This window comes from Mesorhizobium sp. NPDC059054, from assembly GCF_042739215.1.
Lineage (GTDB): Bacteria > Pseudomonadota > Alphaproteobacteria > Rhizobiales > Rhizobiaceae > Mesorhizobium.
Genome location: NZ_JBHYHV010000002.1, coordinates 1,010,774 through 1,026,209, shown reverse-complemented (window position 1 = coordinate 1,026,209; position 15,436 = coordinate 1,010,774). Strand labels below are relative to the sequence as shown.

Below are 15,436 nucleotides of genomic sequence, written 5' to 3'. Positions count from 1 at the left end.
CAATCCTGCTTCACGCAAATTCCATGATGACCGCATCGACGGCGAGGCTGTCGCCCGGCTTTGCATTCAGCCTGGCAATGGTCAGGTCGCGCTCCGCGCGCAACACGTTTTCCATCTTCATTGCCTCCACCACAGCCAGTGTCTCTCCGGCTTTCACCTCTTGCCCCTCGACGACTGCGATCGAGACGACGAGCCCAGGCATCGGGCACAGCAGCAGCTTCGAAGTGTCGGGCGGCAGCTTCACCGGCATCAACCGCTCCAGCGCTGCCGTCTGCGGCAACATAGCCTGCGCTGAGACCGACATCCCTTTCCAGGCGACACGAGTACCGTTCGGCAAAGGCCGCAACTGCGCGGCGATCTTCTGCTTGCCAATCGCGCCGCGCCACACCGATTCGCCCGGCCGCCAGTCTGACATCACCGTAAGCGCCTTGCCCCCTTCAATCGACAGGTCAAGCTCCATCGGAATGGAGATCATGCCTTCGAGCACCGTCGCCGACAGATAGTCCTCCCCTAGTTTCACCACCCAGTCGCGCTTGAGTGCGCCGGAATGCGGTGCCAACCGGCCGCTGAGGCGGTCGAGCCGGTCGCGGCGCAACAGTTCCACCGCTGTCGCGATAGCCGCCAGCACGGCCTTGTCTTCGGAATTTGGCGCGATCGGCGCGAATCCGTCCGGATATTCCTCGGCAATGAACCCCGTGGAAAGCCGCCCTTCCCGCCAGCGCGGGTGCTGCATCAATGCCGAAAGGAACGGCAGATTGTGCTCGATACCGTCAACCACGAACTCGTCCAACGCTTCCGACATGGCATCGATCGCCTCGATGCGTGTCGGTGCCCAGGTACAGAGCTTGGCGATCATCGGATCGTAGAACATCGAGATTTCGGAGCCTTCCGTGACACCGGTGTCGTTACGCACGACAACGTCGCCGAAGCGACCTTCTTCCGGTGGCTGATAGCGCGTCAGGCGGCCAATCGACGGCAGGAAATTGCGATACGGATCTTCGGCATAAAGCCGGCTTTCGACCGCCCAGCCGTTCAGCTTCACATTGCCCTGGCCAAAAGCCAGTTTTTCCCCGGCAGCGACGCGGATCATCTGCTCGACCAGATCGATGCCGGTTATCAACTCCGTCACCGGATGCTCAACCTGCAATCGGGTATTCATTTCAAGGAAATAGAAATTTTTGTCCTTGTCGACGATGAACTCGACAGTGCCGGCACTCTGATAGTCGACCGCCTTTGCCAGCGCCACCGACTGCTCGCCCATGGCCTTTCTGGTTTTCTCGTCGAGGAAAGGCGACGGTGCCTCCTCGACCACCTTCTGATTGCGGCGCTGGATCGAACATTCACGCTCGCCGAGATAGACGGCATTGCCATGTCCGTCGGCAAGGACCTGGATCTCGATATGGCGTGGATCGACGACGAACTTCTCGATGAAGACACGGTCGTCTCCGAAGGAGCTCTTGGCTTCCGAGCGGGCGCGATCGTAGCCGTCGCGCACCTCTTCTTTCGTCCAGGCGATGCGCATGCCCTTGCCGCCGCCACCGGCGGAGGCCTTGATCATCACCGGATAGCCGATTTCGCCGGCGATGCGCTCGGCATGATCCGCGTTTTCGATGACGCCCAGGAACCCAGGAACCGTCGAAACCTTGGCGGCATTGGCGAATTTCTTCGATTCGATCTTGTCGCCCATGGCGTTGATCGCCTTGGGCTTGGGGCCGATGAAGATGATGCCTTGCGCTTCCAGCGCTTCACAAAAAGACGCCCGTTCCGAGAGGAAACCGTAACCGGGATGCACCGCTTCGGCGCCGGTCTCCTTGCAAGCTTCGATGATCCTGTCCGCGACCAGATAACTCTGCGCGGCCGGCGCCGGACCGATATGAACCGCTTCATCCGCCATCTCGACATGAACGGCATCCCGATCGGCATCCGAATAGACCGCCACGGTGGCGATTCCCATCCTGCGCGCCGTCTTGATGACACGGCAGGCAATCTCGCCGCGGTTGGCGATCAGGATCTTCTTGAACATGGATGCCGCGTCCTCCGCTAAGTCCTTACCTTTTATGGAGTCCGGAGCGCCTGCTCAAGCCGCAGTCATTTGCTAAGCCGGTGTTCGAAAGTTGAAGACCGGCGATATCCGCAAGCCGGTCTTCGAGATCATCGTCGTGCGGCCGCCGTATTCGGCCGTCTACTCCAGCCATTCGGTAATGAAGGCGCCGGCAAGATGGACGTCGGTGCTCTCGAAACGTCCAGGACCAAGGTTGGAGAATTTATGTGGAACATCAGCAGGAACGACCAGGATCTGCCCGGCCGTTGCTTCGATTGTCTTGTCCCCGATGGTGAACGATCCCCGCCCTTCCCTGACGACGAAGACCTCCGCATAGGGATGTTTGTGCAATTTCGGTCCGTCACCGATCTGGTCGGAACTGTAGAAGATCACGGAGACCTCCGCACCATAGGCTCCGGCTTGGAATTCCCCATGCAGGACATCCGGCTTTTCAACCCATTGCTCGCGCTCGATCACATGTGCCATGGTCGCTCCGTCTCGTTTGCCGGCGCCGACCTTAGACCAAGATCTCGCGTGCCGGAACATTGCCCAGGGACTCCAGCAACATCGGAATGGTTTGATGACTGAAGCCGGTTACAGCATTGACGTGCGCACGCTCGATGAATTCTCGCCAAGAGAACTTTATACGATGCTCAAGATGCGGACCGACGTCTTCGTGGTCGAACAGAAATGCCCCTACCCTGAACTCGACGGTAAAGATCCGGAGACCTTGCATCTGCGCCTGTTGACCGATGGTGAATTGCTGGCCTGCGCCCGCATCGGCAAACCGTCTCATGCAGCCGATCCGGTCGTGATCGGCCGGGTCGTGGTATCGCCAACTCATCGTGGCAAACGCCTGGGGGATACGTTGATGACAGAGACGATCGCAGCGTGCGAACGGCTCTTTTCCGGTCATCCGATCGTGCTCTCGGCCCAGAGCCATCTGCAACGCTTCTATGAAGCGTTCGGCTTCATGGCCGTTTCGGAGGATTATCTGGAAGACGACATCCCGCATATCGATATGGAACGCAGATTGACAGCAGCAGCCAAGTGACCACGACCACGCCCATGACAGTCTCAATCTATGTCGACGCCGACGCCTGTCCGGTGAAAGACGAGGTGATCAAGGTTGCCGAACGACACGGTGTCGCCGTCACGTTCGTCTCGAACGGCGGGCTACGCCCGTCGAGAGATCCGATGATCCGCAACGTGGTCGTCAGCAAAGGCGCGGATGCCGCGGACGACTGGATCGTCGAGAATGCTGCACCGAACGATGTCGTCATTACCGCCGATATCCCGCTCGCCGCACGGGCCGTCGCGCTCGATGCCCATGTGCTCGGGCCGACCGGACGCCCCTTCACACCTGAAACGATCGGCATGGCGGTCGCGATGCGTGATTTGAAACAGCACCTGCGCGAGACCGGTGAGAGCAAGGGTTACAATGCCGGCTTCACCCCGCAGGATCGCTCGCGTTTCCTGGGTGAGCTTGACCGAATCTTGCGACGCGCGCTCAAATCGGCAGCACCAAGCTGAAGCCAGCAGGTTGCGGTCATGAAACTATTGATTGGCAAATCCACGAACCGCCTGCTGCCTTTCGCGGCGGCGGCATGCGTGGGGCTCATTGCGCTGGCGGTAGCGCGGCAATTCCAACTCGCGATCGCGTATTCGATCGGCGCGGACGCCTTCTTCCTTGTCTATATCGTGCTGATGCTGGCACGCATGCCCTATCTGACGGCGGAGCATCTTCGACGCAAAGCGCGTGTCGATGATCTACCGGTCTTCATTATCTTTGCCGTTACCGTTGCGGTCATCGCCGTTGTTGTCGGCTCGCTCTTCCTGATCGTCAATGACGACCACAAGCATTCATCGGCGGAACTGCTGACATCGCTGATCTCGCTGCCGCTCGGCTGGCTGACGATCCACACCATGGCGGCGTTTCACTATGCCCATGTCTATTGGCGTGACGACGACGAAGTGCGCGATGCAAAGGGCAGACCGGTGCGCCAGCCGGTTGGTGGTCTCGATTTTCCCGGCGACAAGCCACCCCAGGGCTGGGATTTCTTCTACTTCGCCATCGTCATCGGCATGACCGCGCAAACTGCGGACACCGGTGTCACCACAACCCGCATGCGCAAGCTGGTGATCCTGCATTCGCTGATCACCTTCCTGTTCAACACGGTCATCGTGGCGGCGGCCGTCAATGTCGCCGTCACGCTCGGTAACTGACGCGAGCCGCGCACAAAATCGTGATGGCGTGAAACAAGACGAGGCTGAGGCTCGTATTACCATGCGAAAACCACTCGCGAGCCGTATCATGCGGCAGAAGGGGCCGGGCATGGACGCGATTGCCAGCATCGACGAAAGCGAAGAAGTCCAGGCAGGCCGGTCAGGAAAAGGCCCGCTCGTCTATCGGCAGAATCGCTGGACCCGACTGACACACTGGATCTGGGCTCTTGCCTTGTTCTTCCTGCTGCTCAGCGGCCTGCAGATTTTCAATGCCCGGCCGCAGCTCTACATCGGCAAGGAATCGGGTTTCGGCTACAACAACACGATCCTGAGGATCGGCGCCGAGGATACGGATCGAGGTCCGCGCGGATTCACCGAAGTCCTCGGATATCGTTTCGATACCACAGGCGTTCTCGGCTGGTCGGGACCACCCGGCAACGAACGTGCACGCGCGTTCCCATCCTGGGCCACCGTCCCGTCCTACTACGATCTTGGCACCGCACGAGTCATCCACTTCTTCTTTGCCTGGGCCTTGAGCGCGACACTGCTCATCTGGCTGCTTGCGGGGCTGTTCAACGGCCACATTCGGCGTGATCTCGCACCGCGTTCCGCCGACATCCGCAACTTGCCTCGCGACGTTGCCGACCACGTCCGACTGCGTTTCCATCACACCGGCCGCTACAACACCCTGCAAAAACTTGCCTACGGAGGCGTGCTGTTCGGTCTTCTGCCGCTGATGATCCTGACCGGCCTTGCCATGTCACCCAGCATGAACGCGGTCTTGCCTTTCCTCAACGAAGTTCTTGGTGGGCGGCAAACGGCGCGCACCATCCACTTCACGGTCATGGTGCTGCTCGTCCTGTTCTTTCTCGTGCACATGGTGATGATCCTCGCTGCAGGGCCGATCAACGAACTGAGATCCATCATCACCGGTTGGTACCGGACCGATCCGCCTGGCGGCGGGACAGATGCGACCGGACGGAGCGAGTAATATGGCCAAGTTCCAAATCAACCGTCGCAAATTCCTGACCGCTGCCGGCCTCGGAGCATCCGGCATCATGCTTTCCGGCTGCGATGCCTTCGACGACCAGCTCGGCATGGGTGATGGCCTGCGCAATTTCCTGGAAGGGGCGAACGGCCTGACCTACCGGGCGCAACGCCTGCTGGCTGGACGCGACACACTGGCGCCGGAATTCACCGAGGCCGATATCCGCCAGCCAATGCGGCCGAACGGTATCACTGCTCCTGACGACGATACCTATAAGGGCCTGCTCACAAACAACTTCGCCGACTGGCGACTTGAGGTCTCCGGTCTCGTGGAAAAGCCGTTGTCGCTGACACGCGAGCAACTGACTGCCATGCCGAGCCGTACCCAGATCACCCGCCACGACTGTGTCGAGGGCTGGAGCTGCATTGCCAAATGGACTGGAACGCCTCTCTCACTGGTGCTCGACCAGGCCGTGGTGAAGCCGCAGGCGCGTTACGTGATGTTTCATTGCCTCGATACCATCGACCGCAATCTCTCTGGCGACATCAAATATTATGGCTCCATCGATCTGATCGACGCGCGCCATCCGCAGACCATTCTGGCGTATGGCCTCAACGGCAAGCCACTGCCCGTGGAGAACGGCGCACCGCTGCGCGTGCGGGTCGAACGCCAACTCGGCTACAAGATGCCGAAATACATCCAGCGCATCGAACTGGTGGATTCCTTCACTAATTTCGGCGGCGGCCGTGGTGGCTACTGGGAAGACAACGGCTATGACTGGTATGGCGGCATCTGACCCCTGCAGCCCGCCAGCATTGCGGCAGAAAACAAAAAAGCGGGGTTGAAACCCCGCTTCCTCGTCCGCCGAAAAATTCACCGCCGGTCCATCCGCGGTCGATGAAATCCTTCGACGCTTGTCTTATAGCCACTCAATACAACAACTAGGTGACAAGCTGGCGCGATCTTCGGCCGATTTTGGTTAAGCATTCGTTACATTAGAGCATTTCCGTTTTCACGGAAACGCAGAAACGCTCTAACTCTTTGTTTTTACGCAATTCCGGACGGAAAACCGTAAACATTTTTCCTGGAATTGCTCTAGATTCAGCCTCGTTCCATCCGGCACTGAAAGCAGTTGTTGCGCGCCGAACGCATATGCAGATAGGCGACATCCTCGCGCTCCAGAAGCATTCGCGCCCGCTCGGCGATCTCCGGCGTCGGCACCACGGCGCCCGTTCCGTAAACGATACGATTGTCGGCGCTGTATCCACGTACGATGTAGTCCGCGGTTTCCAGGAACAATTCCGGAATGGTCACCGCCTCCTCGGCGCGTTCGCATTCCTCGGCATGCAAAAAGATCGGTCCGGTCTCGGCGTAGGGTTGCAGCTCTGGGAATGGCCGATAGGCGAGGATCAGATATGCCTCGCCGGCCGGGACATTCTTCAGGCAGTGCCGGCACGGTACGCCATCACCGTCAGAAATCCTGCGTTCTGGTATATGGCCGTAGGCGTCTGGCCCACCTTTTTGCAGTGCCTTCACGGTTGCGGTCGGCAAAGCTTTGAACAGGACGGTCATGAGTTCGGATCTCCGGTTTTCGTGACCGCAGCCTATGATCGCCGACAGGCGCTTCCCACCCGAAACCTGCCTTTCGAGCGACCTCAAACGAGGTCGTCGATTTTCTTCAGAAAGCCCTTAGCGGATGAAATCGTCGAAGCGGCGCAGTGTGACACGGCGATTGCGCCAATTCTCGTTTTCGGTCGGCACCAGGAGGAATTCCTCGCCATAACCGACTGTCTCCAGCGCATAGCCCGGCACACCGAATTCGCGCACAAGGGCCCGCTTCAGCGAGGACGCACGTCGTTCCGACAACGCCTGGTTCGAGGCAAATGAACCCACGGCGTCGGTGTGACCCTCAATGAGCACACGGGCATCAGGATCGCGGCGCAAGATACGGCGCAGGCCGTCGGCGATGATCTCGACCTTCCGGTATTGCGATGGCTCAATCGCAGCCGACCCGAAGGCGAAATTGATGGATTGAATGTCGATAGACGGCGCCATGCGACGCAGATCAGGCCGGCGCTTGAATTCACGGATGGTGACGCGCTCGTTGGAGCGCAGCTTCATGCGCGGTGCCGCTTCCAGCTTGCGTTCGATCTGCGCGGCAGACGGTGTCTGTGCCTGCGCGAAGGCGAGGCTTGGCAACGCAATCGAAGCCATCATCGCAGCGGCGACGGTACGGCGAGAGATCATGCTTGGCTCCTGAGAAAATTATGGCCGGATCGATGTTGTCCGTACCATGGCAGAGCCAGTCTGAAGCCGGCATGAACGCGCTGTTCAGCAGCCCCCGAGCAATTCCAGGAAAAGTGTGCGCGGTTTTCCGTCCGGAATTGCGCAAAAACAAAAATTGGAGCGTCCGTGAACAACGGAAACGCTTTAACGCATGACGCTGGCCGATCGCTCGACGAAAGACATCGGCCGCACGACTTCCTTCTTCTGCGCCACCGGATTGAAGCCGAGTTTCTGGTAAAGCGGCAACGCGGCCGGATGGTCGAGCGTGCAGGTTTGCACGGTTATCCGCTTCGGCCCATGCGACCAGCAAGCCTCGATCGCCGCACCCAGGAACCAGCGACCGATGCCTTGCCCTGTCGCATGCTCCATCATGCCGAAATAGGCGAGTTCGGCTTCTCCCGGCAGATGTGGCTTGATGTCGAAGAAGCCTGCCGGTGCGCCGTCGAGATAGAGCACACGGATGTCGCGATCCTCGCGGTGCAAGCCGGCGGCCAATTCCTCGTCGTCAAGCTTGAGCACGTTGACCCAATGCCATTTGCGCCCGACACGATCCTGCAGATAACGATAGAAATGCAGCGGGATCATCCGAGTCTTCAAAAGCGCGATCTGCCGGTTGTAGGGCAGCGGCGGATAGTAGGTCGGCGGCACGTTCATCTCGAGGAACGTCACCGTGACGTCGATCCGATCCTGATCGTCGGCACTCATGTGCTTAACGGCCCTTGCCTGTCTCGACCGGCGTGTCCAGCAGACCGCCCCACTCCGTCCAGGAGCCGTCATAGAGCCGGTTGTCGGTATGGCCGAGCGTTTCCAGCGCCAACGTGATGACGGCAGCCGTGACGCCGGAGCCACATGAAGTGACGACCGGTTTCGACAGGTCGATCCCGGCCTGTTCGACAATCTCACGCAATTTCGACTTCGGCAGCAGCACGCCGTTTTCCGAAAGTACGCTGTAAGGCAGGTTATGCGCGCCAGGCATATGGCCTGCACGCACGCCGGCGCGCGGCTCTGGCTCGGCACCGGCGAAACGGCCTGGCGAACGGGCATCCGCGATCTGGCTTTCGCCGCCGGCGACGATGCGACGCACGTCTTCGAGCGAGGCCACCCGGGACGCGTCGAAATCGGCATGGAAGATACCGGGCGCGATCTTGGTCGGTTCAGCCGTCACCGGATGCCCTTCGGCCTTCCAGCGATCGAAGCCGCCGTCGAGGATGTAGGTCTGGAATACACCCATGACACGGAACATCCACCACGCACGCGGCGCTGAAAAAAAGCCAGGACCATCATAAACGACGATCGTGTCGTCGGCCGAAATGCCCATCGTTCCGACATACTGGGCGAAGTCACGCGGCGAAGCCAGGGTGTGCGGCAGCGGCGAATCCTGGTCGGACACAGCATCCTGATCGAGAAAGACGGCACCAGGAATATGCGCCGCGTCATATTCGCTGCGGGCGTCCCGCTTCTGCGCGGGCAGATACCAGGAGGCGTCGATAATCGACAGACCCGGCTGGCCGAGCCGCTGCTCAAGCCAGTCCGCGTCGACAGTAAAGGGGCTGTCCTCGGCCATGCTGTTCTCCCAGATGTTAGAGCGGAATGCGATCGAGATACATCAGCATACCGCTCCATCTACTTGTTTCGTCGTATAATCTTGCCCGAAAAATCTGCAACTTTTCAGGGGTCATGCTCTCGCACCGGCTCGATCAGGCGGCAGGTAAAGGCCCGAACCGGATGCGGAAGCGCCGGTTCTCGCGGCCTTTCTTTTCGATCTTGCCGATATGAATCTCGCCGACTTCGCCAGTACGGGCAACATGGGTGCCGCCGCAAGGCTGGCTATCCACCGAGGCGCCCTCGCCGATCAGCACGAGGCGGATGCGACCGGTGCCGCTCGGCGGGCGCACATTCTTCGACTTCACCAGGCCGGGATTGGCGGCCAGTTGCTCGTCGGTGATCCACTCGACGGAAATGGGGTGGTCCGCCCGTACCAGTTCCATCAGCTTTGCCGTCACCTCTTCCTTGGAATAACCGGTCTCGGGAATATCGAAATCGACACGCGAATCGTCTTCGGCAACGGCCGCGCCGGTAATGGGAAACGGGCACACGACGCTGAGCAGATGGCAGGCCGCATGCATGCGCATGAGCAGGTAGCGGCGGTCCCAGTCGATGACGGCTTTCAGCTTTTCACCGACAGCCGGTTCCGGCTGGCCTGGTGCCGGAACGTGGATGATCTCGTCCTTGGTCTCCCCCGTCACCGTGGCGGCGATCGCAACGCGGCTGCCATCCGCCCGTTCGAAATGACCGGTGTCGCCAGGCTGGCCGCCAGACGTCGCGTAAAAGACGGTACGGTCGAGGATGATGCCGCCGCGATCGTTGATGGCAACCACGGTCGCTTCGAGATCCCTCAGATAGGAATCGTCGCGAAACAGCGCCTCGGTCTTGAAGGCCATTATGCCACCTGCTCGAACGGCACAGGGATGGTGCTCACCGCCTCCATCCAGTCCGGTGTCGGCAGGTTCTTGCTGCGCAGGAATTCCGGATTGAACAGTTTCGACTGGTAGCGCGTGCCGTAGTCGCACAGGATGGTCACGATGGTATGACCGGGTCCGAGTTCGCGGGCCAGGCGAATGGCGCCGGCAATGTTGATGCCGGTCGAACCACCGACGCACAGCCCCTCTTCCTGGATCAGGTCGAAAACGATCGGCAAAGCCTCCTCGTCCGGAATCTGGAAGGAAAAGTCCGGCGTGAACCCATCGAGGTTGGCTGTAATACGCCCCTGCCCGATGCCCTCTGTGATCGAACTGCCTTCGGCCTTCAGTTCACCGTTGGTATAGAAGGAAAAGAGCGCCGCCCCCAGGGGATCGGCCAGCGCGATCTTGACGTCCTTGCTCTTGCCCTTGAGGCCGGCGGCCACGCCGGCCAGCGTGCCGCCAGAACCAACGGCGGAAACGAAACCGTGGACCTTGCCGCCGGTCTGCGCCCAGATCTCCTCCGCGGTGGTGCGGATATGGCCATCGCGATTGGCGACATTGTCGAACTGATTGGCCCAGATCGCACCGTTCGGCTCGCTTTTCGCCATCTGTTCGGCGAGGCGACCGGAAAGTTTCACATAGTTGTTGGGGTTCTTGTATGGGACCGCCGGAACCTCGATCAATTCGGCGCCAAGCAGCCGGATGGTATCCTTCTTCTCCTGGCTTTGCGTGTCCGGAATGACGATGACCGTGCGATAGCCGAGCGCCTTGGCGACCAAGGTGAGCCCGATGCCGGTGTTACCGGCTGTGCCCTCGACAATGACACCGCCCGGTTTCAGAAGACCGCGTTGCTCCGCATCGCGGATGATGAAAAGCCCGGCGCGGTCCTTGACCGACTGACCGGGGTTCATGAACTCGGCTTTGCCCAATATCTCGCAGCCGGTCTCTTCCGAGGCGCGGTTGAGGCGGATCAGCGGCGTATTGCCGATGGCGTCAATCACCGAACGGTGCATGGGGAATCCTTCTCGTGTCAGCGAGGAACCCTAGAAACGCTGGCTTGCCGTTTCAAGGCTCGAATTGACCTGGACCAGTTGCATCCGCCATTGCAACCTGACGAATGAACGAAAACATCAGTCCAAACTAAAATAGTGGGCATCCAAGAACATGCTTTCCTTTCGACTTCCGCACGGCTAGATGACCCATTGAAAGAGCTTTCGGGACACTGAATGACACTCTATCGGGCCAACCCGAAAGACGGCGTTGCCTGGATCACCGGGGGCAGTTCCGGCATCGGCAGGGAACTTGCGAAGGAATTGGCGTCGAAAGGCTTCATCGTGGCGGTCACCGCCCGCGAGGAAGACCATATCGGCCTGCTGATCACGGAAACGGCTTCCCTGCCCGGCCGCATCGTTGCCTTTCCATGCGATGTCACCGATGAACAAGGCATGGCCGACACCGTCGTCGCCATAGAGGCCGATCTCGGCCCGATCGTGCTCGCCGTCTTCAACGCCGGCAGCTACACGCAGGTTGCCGGCGACAACCTGTCGGTGCGCAAATTCCGCCGCACCTTCGATGTCAACGTGATGGGCATCGTGCATGGGCTCGTGCCGACAGTGAAGTTCATGCGCAAGCATGGCCGCGGTCATATCGTCATGGTTGGCTCGATCAGCGCCTATTTCGGCTGGCCGACAACAGCCGCCTACGGCGCCACGAAGGCCGCCATCAATGTCATGGCGCAGTCGCTGAAATTCGATCTCGACAAGCTGAACATCCGGGTCCAGGTGATGAACCCCGGTTTCATCGACACGCCGATGACGCAGAAGAACGGCGTTCGCCTGCCGGCAATCATTTCCTCGACCTGTGCCGCCGACAGGATGATGCGAGGCATTGAGACGGGTGGTTTCGAGATCACCTTCCCACGCCGTTTCACATTGTGTCTCAAGGTGCTCGGCATGCTGCCGCATCCGCTTCGCCACTGGTTCCTCAACCGGATGACAGGATGGGGCGACAGGCCGTTGAGTTTCGGCCGCAAGCCACGCCAACCCATCTAGGGACGTGTTCAGGCATCCCGCCCACCCGTTGCCTGCAGTCAGCCACCACAATAGTTTGCGCCGATCGTTCTGGAGTTTGTCATGGGGCGCCGTATCGCGGTGATGTTCCTGGGCCTGATCATCCTGATCGCCCTGGCGGCTTTGTTGGGGCCGCGCGTACCGATCGACACCAAAATCCGCTTCGACCCGTCGAAGATCGGCGACGATCCACAGGCTTATCTCATTCGCGAGGAAGCCAAGGTATCCAACATCCGTGACGGGCTGGAAAAGGAGATCGTCTGGGCCAACCCGATGATTCAAGCCAAGACGCCGCTTGCCGTGGTCTATATTCATGGCTTCTCGGCCTCCAAGGAAGAAACCCGTCCACTGGCCGACAAGGTGGCGGAAGAACTCGACGCCAACCTGTTCTACACGCGCCTGACCGGCCACGGCCAGGATGGTCCGGCCATGGCTGAAGGCAACGTCAATGCATGGATCAACGACTATGAGGAAGCGCTCGCCATCGGCCGGACAATCGGTGACAAGGTAATTGTCATCGCGACCTCCACAGGCGCTTCGCTCGCGACCTGGGCAGCGAGCCAACCGGACGCCTCGAAGGATGTCATCGGCATGGCGCTCCTCTCACCAAACTACGGCGTACAGGCTTCCGGCGCCGAGATGCTGTTATGGCCATGGGGCAAGCAGCTGGCAGAGTTGATCATCGGCAAGGAACGTTCGTTCGTGCCACGCAACGCGCTGCAGGAAAAGTACTGGACCTGGCGCTATCCCACCACGGCGCTGCTGCCGATGGCCGCGTTGACCGAACTCGCCTATCGGGCGCCGGTCGGGGATGCCAAGGTGCCCGCACTTTTCATCTTCTCAAACGATGACAAAGTGGTGCGTCCGGAGCGGACACGCGAGATCGCCTCGCGCTGGGGTGCCCTGCATGAAGAGGTGCCTGTCGACAACAGCGGGGACCCCGACAACCACGTCATCGCCGGTAACGTGCTGTCGCCCGGCACGACCGATTTCATCGCCCAGCGGATTGTCGTCTGGGTAAAGGCTTTGATGGACGACGTGCCGCCCGCCATGCACCCGGGTGGAGCGTCGACGAAGGCCGACGCTCCAAAACAATAAGACTCCGGCGCCGCCTCAGATAGCGGCGGTGATGATGATCTCGACCAGGTACTGCGGGCCGGCCAGCTTGGCCTCGCCAGTGGCGCGGGCCGGCGTGTTGCCCTGCGGCACCCAGGCATCCCACTCCTTGTTCATCTCAGCGAAGGTGCTCATGTCGGAGAGCCAGATGATCGCCTGCAGGATCTTGGTCTTGTCAGTGCCGGCCTTTGCGAGCAATGCATCGACGGTCGCCAGGATGTCCTTGGTCTGTTCGCCGACGGTCTTGCCCTCGCCGACCTGACCGGCGAGATAGGCGGTATTGCCGTGGATGACCACCTGGCTCATGCGGGGGCCGACATCGATGCGACGAACGCTCATGGATATGTCCTTTCCTGATTGGAAAGGCTTCTTTAGAGAGCGCCTCGCCCCCCGACAAGGTCAAGGACAACGAATACGGCCACAGGCGCAATCAGTCATCTCCGCTGTCATAGCGTGCTGCGCTTCCAGCGAACTTTACAGCTTTTTTCGCAGTTCGTGTTGACACATGTAATAACATAACATACGACCTCTTTCGTAAGAGCACGGACTACCATGAGCCAAGCCGCCCTCACCTTTCGCGACCTCACCCTCGGCTATGGCAGCCACCCCGCCGTTCATCACTTGAACGGGACTGTCCAGAAGGGTTCGCTGACCGCCGTTGTCGGCGCCAATGGCTCAGGCAAGTCGACCCTTATGAAAGGCATCGTCGGAGCGCTCCGGCCGATGGCTGGCGCCGTCGTCAAGATGCCCGGCGTACGTATTGCCTATCTGCCGCAACAGTCCGAGCTCGACCGCAGTTTCCCCGCGCGCGTCGTCGATCTGGTCTCGCTCGGCCTTTGGCCACGCCGAGGCTTGTTGAGCCGGCACACGGCGGAGGATCGCGCATCGGTCAGCAAGGCGCTCATGGCGGTCGGCCTTGAAGGATTTGAGCCCCGCGCGTTGGACACACTTTCCGGCGGCCAGTTGCAGCGTGCGCTGTTCGCCCGCGTGCTGGTGCAGGACGCCGATCTCATCCTGCTCGACGAGCCGTTCAACGCCATTGACGCCAAGACGGTTGGGGACCTGATCGCGTTGATCAAGCGCTGGCACGGCGAAGACCGCACGGTGATGGTCGTTGCGCACGACCTCGAGCTGGTCCGGCAGAACTTTCCCGAAACGCTGCTGCTTGCGCGCCGCACAGTGGCCTGGGGCGACACGTCGGCGACATTGAGTGCGGAAAACATGCTGCGCGCCCGCAGGTTCCACGAAGCCTGGGAAGATGACGCGCCTTGGTGCGAGCCGGACGGTCATGACCATGGCCACAGCGATCATGGGCACGACCATGCACACCATGACCACGACCATCCCACCAGGCAGAGGGTGGCATCGTGAATTCGCTCTATGCCTTCTTCATTGCCCCCTTTGCCGACTTCGCCTTCATGCAGCGAGCCTTGGCCGGTTCACTGATGTTGTCGCTCGGCGCATGCCCGGTCGGCGTCTTCCTGATGCTGCGGCGCATGAGCCTTTCCGGCGACGCCATGGCGCATGCCATCCTGCCCGGTGCTGCCGCCGGTTTCCTGTTCTACGGGCTGGAAATCTTGCCGATGACCATCGGCGGACTGATCGCCGGCGTCATCGTCGCACTCGGCGCCGGCGCGGTTTCGCGCTTTTCCATTCAGCGCGAAGATGCTTCGATGGCGGCCTTCTACCTGATCTCGCTGGCGATCGGCGTGCTGATGGTTTCGATCCGCGGCTCCAGCATCGACCTGATGCACGTGCTGTTCGGTACTGTGCTGGCGCTCAACAATGAGGCGCTGGTCCTGATTGGCGGCATTGCCGTGGTCACGCTGGTCGCTCTTTTCGTTTTCTGGCGAGCGCTCGTCGCGGAATGCCTGGATCCGCTATTCCTGCGTTCGGTCAGCAGGCTGGGCAGCCCAGTGCATTTCATTTTCCTTGGACTCGTGGTGCTCAACCTCGTCGGAGGATTCCAGGCGCTTGGCACCCTGCTCTCCGTCGGTCTGATGATCCTGCCCGCCGCCGCCGCCCGTTTCTGGAGCCAGCGCGTCGGACCGATGTGCGTGCTCGCCGTCGCGATCGGCTTTGCCTCCTGCGCTGCCGGACTTCTGCTGTCCTATCATGCAGCGCTGCCGTCCGGCCCGGCCATCATCCTCTCTGCCGGCGCCGCCTATATCGCTTCCATCCTGGCTGGACCGCGCGGCGTGCTGCGCTCGCGCCTCGTCCACCATCGCCACAGAACCGCCTGACCGTT

At 60.5% G+C, this 15,436-nt stretch carries 18 protein-coding genes; 9 read left to right on the top strand and 9 right to left on the bottom strand.

Translation table 11 applies throughout. The features are described from left to right. Nucleotides 1-10 precede the first annotated feature (10 nt). Nucleotides 11-2,023, bottom strand: a complete 2,013-nt coding sequence (locus ACFWXH_RS12700; protein ID WP_379120620.1) for an acetyl-CoA carboxylase biotin carboxylase subunit — start codon at nucleotides 2,021-2,023, stop codon at nucleotides 11-13. A gap of 159 nt (nucleotides 2,024-2,182) precedes the next feature. After that, nucleotides 2,183-2,527, bottom strand: coding sequence for a cupin domain-containing protein (locus ACFWXH_RS12695; RefSeq protein ID WP_379120618.1), 345 nt, complete (start codon nucleotides 2,525-2,527; stop codon nucleotides 2,183-2,185). A gap of 94 nt (nucleotides 2,528-2,621) precedes the next feature. On the opposite strand from ACFWXH_RS12695, the gene ACFWXH_RS12690 reads away from it, so the two are divergent. From ACFWXH_RS12690 to ACFWXH_RS12670, 5 genes are all read left to right on the top strand, one after another. Then, nucleotides 2,622-3,095 (top strand): GNAT family N-acetyltransferase, encoded by a 474-nt coding sequence (locus ACFWXH_RS12690; protein ID WP_379120945.1) that lies wholly within the window; start codon nucleotides 2,622-2,624, stop codon nucleotides 3,093-3,095. A gap of 14 nt (nucleotides 3,096-3,109) precedes the next feature. After that, on the top strand, nucleotides 3,110-3,574 hold the full coding sequence (locus tag ACFWXH_RS12685; protein WP_054311219.1) for a YaiI/YqxD family protein: 465 nt from the start codon (nucleotides 3,110-3,112) through the stop codon (nucleotides 3,572-3,574). A gap of 18 nt (nucleotides 3,575-3,592) precedes the next feature. Beyond that, nucleotides 3,593-4,267 carry a DUF1345 domain-containing protein gene (locus ACFWXH_RS12680; RefSeq protein ID WP_379120616.1) on the top strand — a complete coding sequence of 225 codons (675 nt, stop codon included), beginning with the start codon at nucleotides 3,593-3,595 and terminating at the stop codon, nucleotides 4,265-4,267. Nucleotides 4,268-4,376: 109 nt separating this feature from the next. Further along, a complete protein-coding gene (locus ACFWXH_RS12675) occupies nucleotides 4,377-5,258 on the top strand; it encodes a cytochrome b/b6 domain-containing protein (RefSeq protein WP_379120943.1) in 882 nt (293 codons plus the stop codon). A gap of 1 nt (nucleotide 5,259) precedes the next feature. Continuing rightward, on the top strand, nucleotides 5,260-6,051 hold the full coding sequence (locus ACFWXH_RS12670) for a molybdopterin-binding protein (RefSeq protein WP_379120613.1): 792 nt from the start codon (nucleotides 5,260-5,262) through the stop codon (nucleotides 6,049-6,051). A 305-nt stretch (nucleotides 6,052-6,356) separates the two neighbouring features. Here the strand turns inward: ACFWXH_RS12670 and ACFWXH_RS12665 are convergent, their stop codons facing one another. The 6 genes from ACFWXH_RS12665 to ACFWXH_RS12640 all read right to left on the bottom strand — a co-directional run bounded on the left by ACFWXH_RS12665 (nucleotide 6,357) and on the right by ACFWXH_RS12640 (nucleotide 11,016). Next, nucleotides 6,357-6,827, bottom strand: a complete 471-nt coding sequence (locus tag ACFWXH_RS12665) for a DUF1203 domain-containing protein (protein ID WP_379120611.1) — start codon at nucleotides 6,825-6,827, stop codon at nucleotides 6,357-6,359. A 117-nt stretch (nucleotides 6,828-6,944) separates the two neighbouring features. Then, nucleotides 6,945-7,502 (bottom strand): OmpA family protein, encoded by a 558-nt coding sequence (locus tag ACFWXH_RS12660; RefSeq protein WP_379120609.1) that lies wholly within the window; start codon nucleotides 7,500-7,502, stop codon nucleotides 6,945-6,947. A 183-nt stretch (nucleotides 7,503-7,685) separates the two neighbouring features. After that, nucleotides 7,686-8,246 (bottom strand): GNAT family N-acetyltransferase, encoded by a 561-nt coding sequence (locus ACFWXH_RS12655; protein WP_379120607.1) that lies wholly within the window; start codon nucleotides 8,244-8,246, stop codon nucleotides 7,686-7,688. 4 nt (nucleotides 8,247-8,250) lie between these two features. Next, a complete protein-coding gene (gene sseA, locus ACFWXH_RS12650) occupies nucleotides 8,251-9,105 on the bottom strand; it encodes a 3-mercaptopyruvate sulfurtransferase (protein ID WP_379120605.1) in 855 nt (284 codons plus the stop codon). Nucleotides 9,106-9,238: 133 nt separating this feature from the next. Then, nucleotides 9,239-9,982 (bottom strand): alanyl-tRNA editing protein, encoded by a 744-nt coding sequence (locus ACFWXH_RS12645; RefSeq protein ID WP_379120603.1) that lies wholly within the window; start codon nucleotides 9,980-9,982, stop codon nucleotides 9,239-9,241. After that, complete coding sequence (locus ACFWXH_RS12640) at nucleotides 9,982-11,016, bottom strand: cysteine synthase A (protein WP_379120601.1); 1,035 nt, start codon at nucleotides 11,014-11,016, stop codon at nucleotides 9,982-9,984. The genes ACFWXH_RS12645 and ACFWXH_RS12640 overlap by 1 nt, the downstream gene beginning before the upstream one ends. A gap of 213 nt (nucleotides 11,017-11,229) precedes the next feature. On the opposite strand from ACFWXH_RS12640, the gene ACFWXH_RS12635 reads away from it, so the two are divergent. After that, complete coding sequence (locus ACFWXH_RS12635; protein ID WP_054311002.1) at nucleotides 11,230-12,054, top strand: SDR family NAD(P)-dependent oxidoreductase; 825 nt, start codon at nucleotides 11,230-11,232, stop codon at nucleotides 12,052-12,054. An 81-nt stretch (nucleotides 12,055-12,135) separates the two neighbouring features. Beyond that, nucleotides 12,136-13,170 (top strand): alpha/beta hydrolase, encoded by a 1,035-nt coding sequence (locus tag ACFWXH_RS12630; protein WP_379120599.1) that lies wholly within the window; start codon nucleotides 12,136-12,138, stop codon nucleotides 13,168-13,170. Nucleotides 13,171-13,185: 15 nt separating this feature from the next. On the opposite strand, the gene ACFWXH_RS12625 is transcribed toward ACFWXH_RS12630, so the two are convergent. Beyond that, on the bottom strand, nucleotides 13,186-13,527 hold the full coding sequence (locus ACFWXH_RS12625) for a RidA family protein (protein ID WP_101936860.1): 342 nt from the start codon (nucleotides 13,525-13,527) through the stop codon (nucleotides 13,186-13,188). A 213-nt stretch (nucleotides 13,528-13,740) separates the two neighbouring features. Between ACFWXH_RS12625 and aztA the strand changes: the two genes are divergently transcribed. Beyond that, entirely contained in the window at nucleotides 13,741-14,559 is an 819-nt protein-coding gene (gene aztA / locus ACFWXH_RS12620; protein ID WP_379120597.1) for a zinc ABC transporter ATP-binding protein AztA, read from the top strand. After that, nucleotides 14,556-15,431 carry a zinc ABC transporter permease AztB gene (aztB, locus tag ACFWXH_RS12615; RefSeq protein WP_379120595.1) on the top strand — a complete coding sequence of 292 codons (876 nt, stop codon included), beginning with the start codon at nucleotides 14,556-14,558 and terminating at the stop codon, nucleotides 15,429-15,431. Before aztA ends, aztB begins: the two co-directional genes overlap by 4 nt. Nucleotides 15,432-15,436: the final 5 nt, after the last annotated feature.

Coding starts and splice junctions, on each gene's coding strand:
- ACFWXH_RS12675 (WP_379120943.1), top strand. CDS start 4,377: ATGGACGCGATTGCCAGCATCGACGAAAGCGAAGAAGTCCAGGCAGGC.
- ACFWXH_RS12640 (WP_379120601.1), bottom strand. CDS start 11,016: ATGCACCGTTCGGTGATTGACGCCATCGGCAATACGCCGCTGATCCGC.
- ACFWXH_RS12635 (WP_054311002.1), top strand. CDS start 11,230: ATGACACTCTATCGGGCCAACCCGAAAGACGGCGTTGCCTGGATCACC.
- ACFWXH_RS12690 (WP_379120945.1), top strand. CDS start 2,622: ATGACTGAAGCCGGTTACAGCATTGACGTGCGCACGCTCGATGAATTC.
- ACFWXH_RS12625 (WP_101936860.1), bottom strand. CDS start 13,527: ATGAGCGTTCGTCGCATCGATGTCGGCCCCCGCATGAGCCAGGTGGTC.
- sseA (WP_379120605.1), bottom strand. CDS start 9,105: ATGGCCGAGGACAGCCCCTTTACTGTCGACGCGGACTGGCTTGAGCAG.
- ACFWXH_RS12670 (WP_379120613.1), top strand. CDS start 5,260: ATGGCCAAGTTCCAAATCAACCGTCGCAAATTCCTGACCGCTGCCGGC.
- ACFWXH_RS12700 (WP_379120620.1), bottom strand. CDS start 2,023: ATGTTCAAGAAGATCCTGATCGCCAACCGCGGCGAGATTGCCTGCCGT.
- ACFWXH_RS12630 (WP_379120599.1), top strand. CDS start 12,136: ATGGGGCGCCGTATCGCGGTGATGTTCCTGGGCCTGATCATCCTGATC.
- ACFWXH_RS12645 (WP_379120603.1), bottom strand. CDS start 9,982: ATGGCCTTCAAGACCGAGGCGCTGTTTCGCGACGATTCCTATCTGAGG.
- ACFWXH_RS12660 (WP_379120609.1), bottom strand. CDS start 7,502: ATGATCTCTCGCCGTACCGTCGCCGCTGCGATGATGGCTTCGATTGCG.
- ACFWXH_RS12680 (WP_379120616.1), top strand. CDS start 3,593: ATGAAACTATTGATTGGCAAATCCACGAACCGCCTGCTGCCTTTCGCG.
- ACFWXH_RS12685 (WP_054311219.1), top strand. CDS start 3,110: ATGACAGTCTCAATCTATGTCGACGCCGACGCCTGTCCGGTGAAAGAC.
- ACFWXH_RS12665 (WP_379120611.1), bottom strand. CDS start 6,827: ATGACCGTCCTGTTCAAAGCTTTGCCGACCGCAACCGTGAAGGCACTG.
- ACFWXH_RS12695 (WP_379120618.1), bottom strand. CDS start 2,527: ATGGCACATGTGATCGAGCGCGAGCAATGGGTTGAAAAGCCGGATGTC.
- ACFWXH_RS12655 (WP_379120607.1), bottom strand. CDS start 8,246: ATGAGTGCCGACGATCAGGATCGGATCGACGTCACGGTGACGTTCCTC.
- aztA (WP_379120597.1), top strand. CDS start 13,741: ATGAGCCAAGCCGCCCTCACCTTTCGCGACCTCACCCTCGGCTATGGC.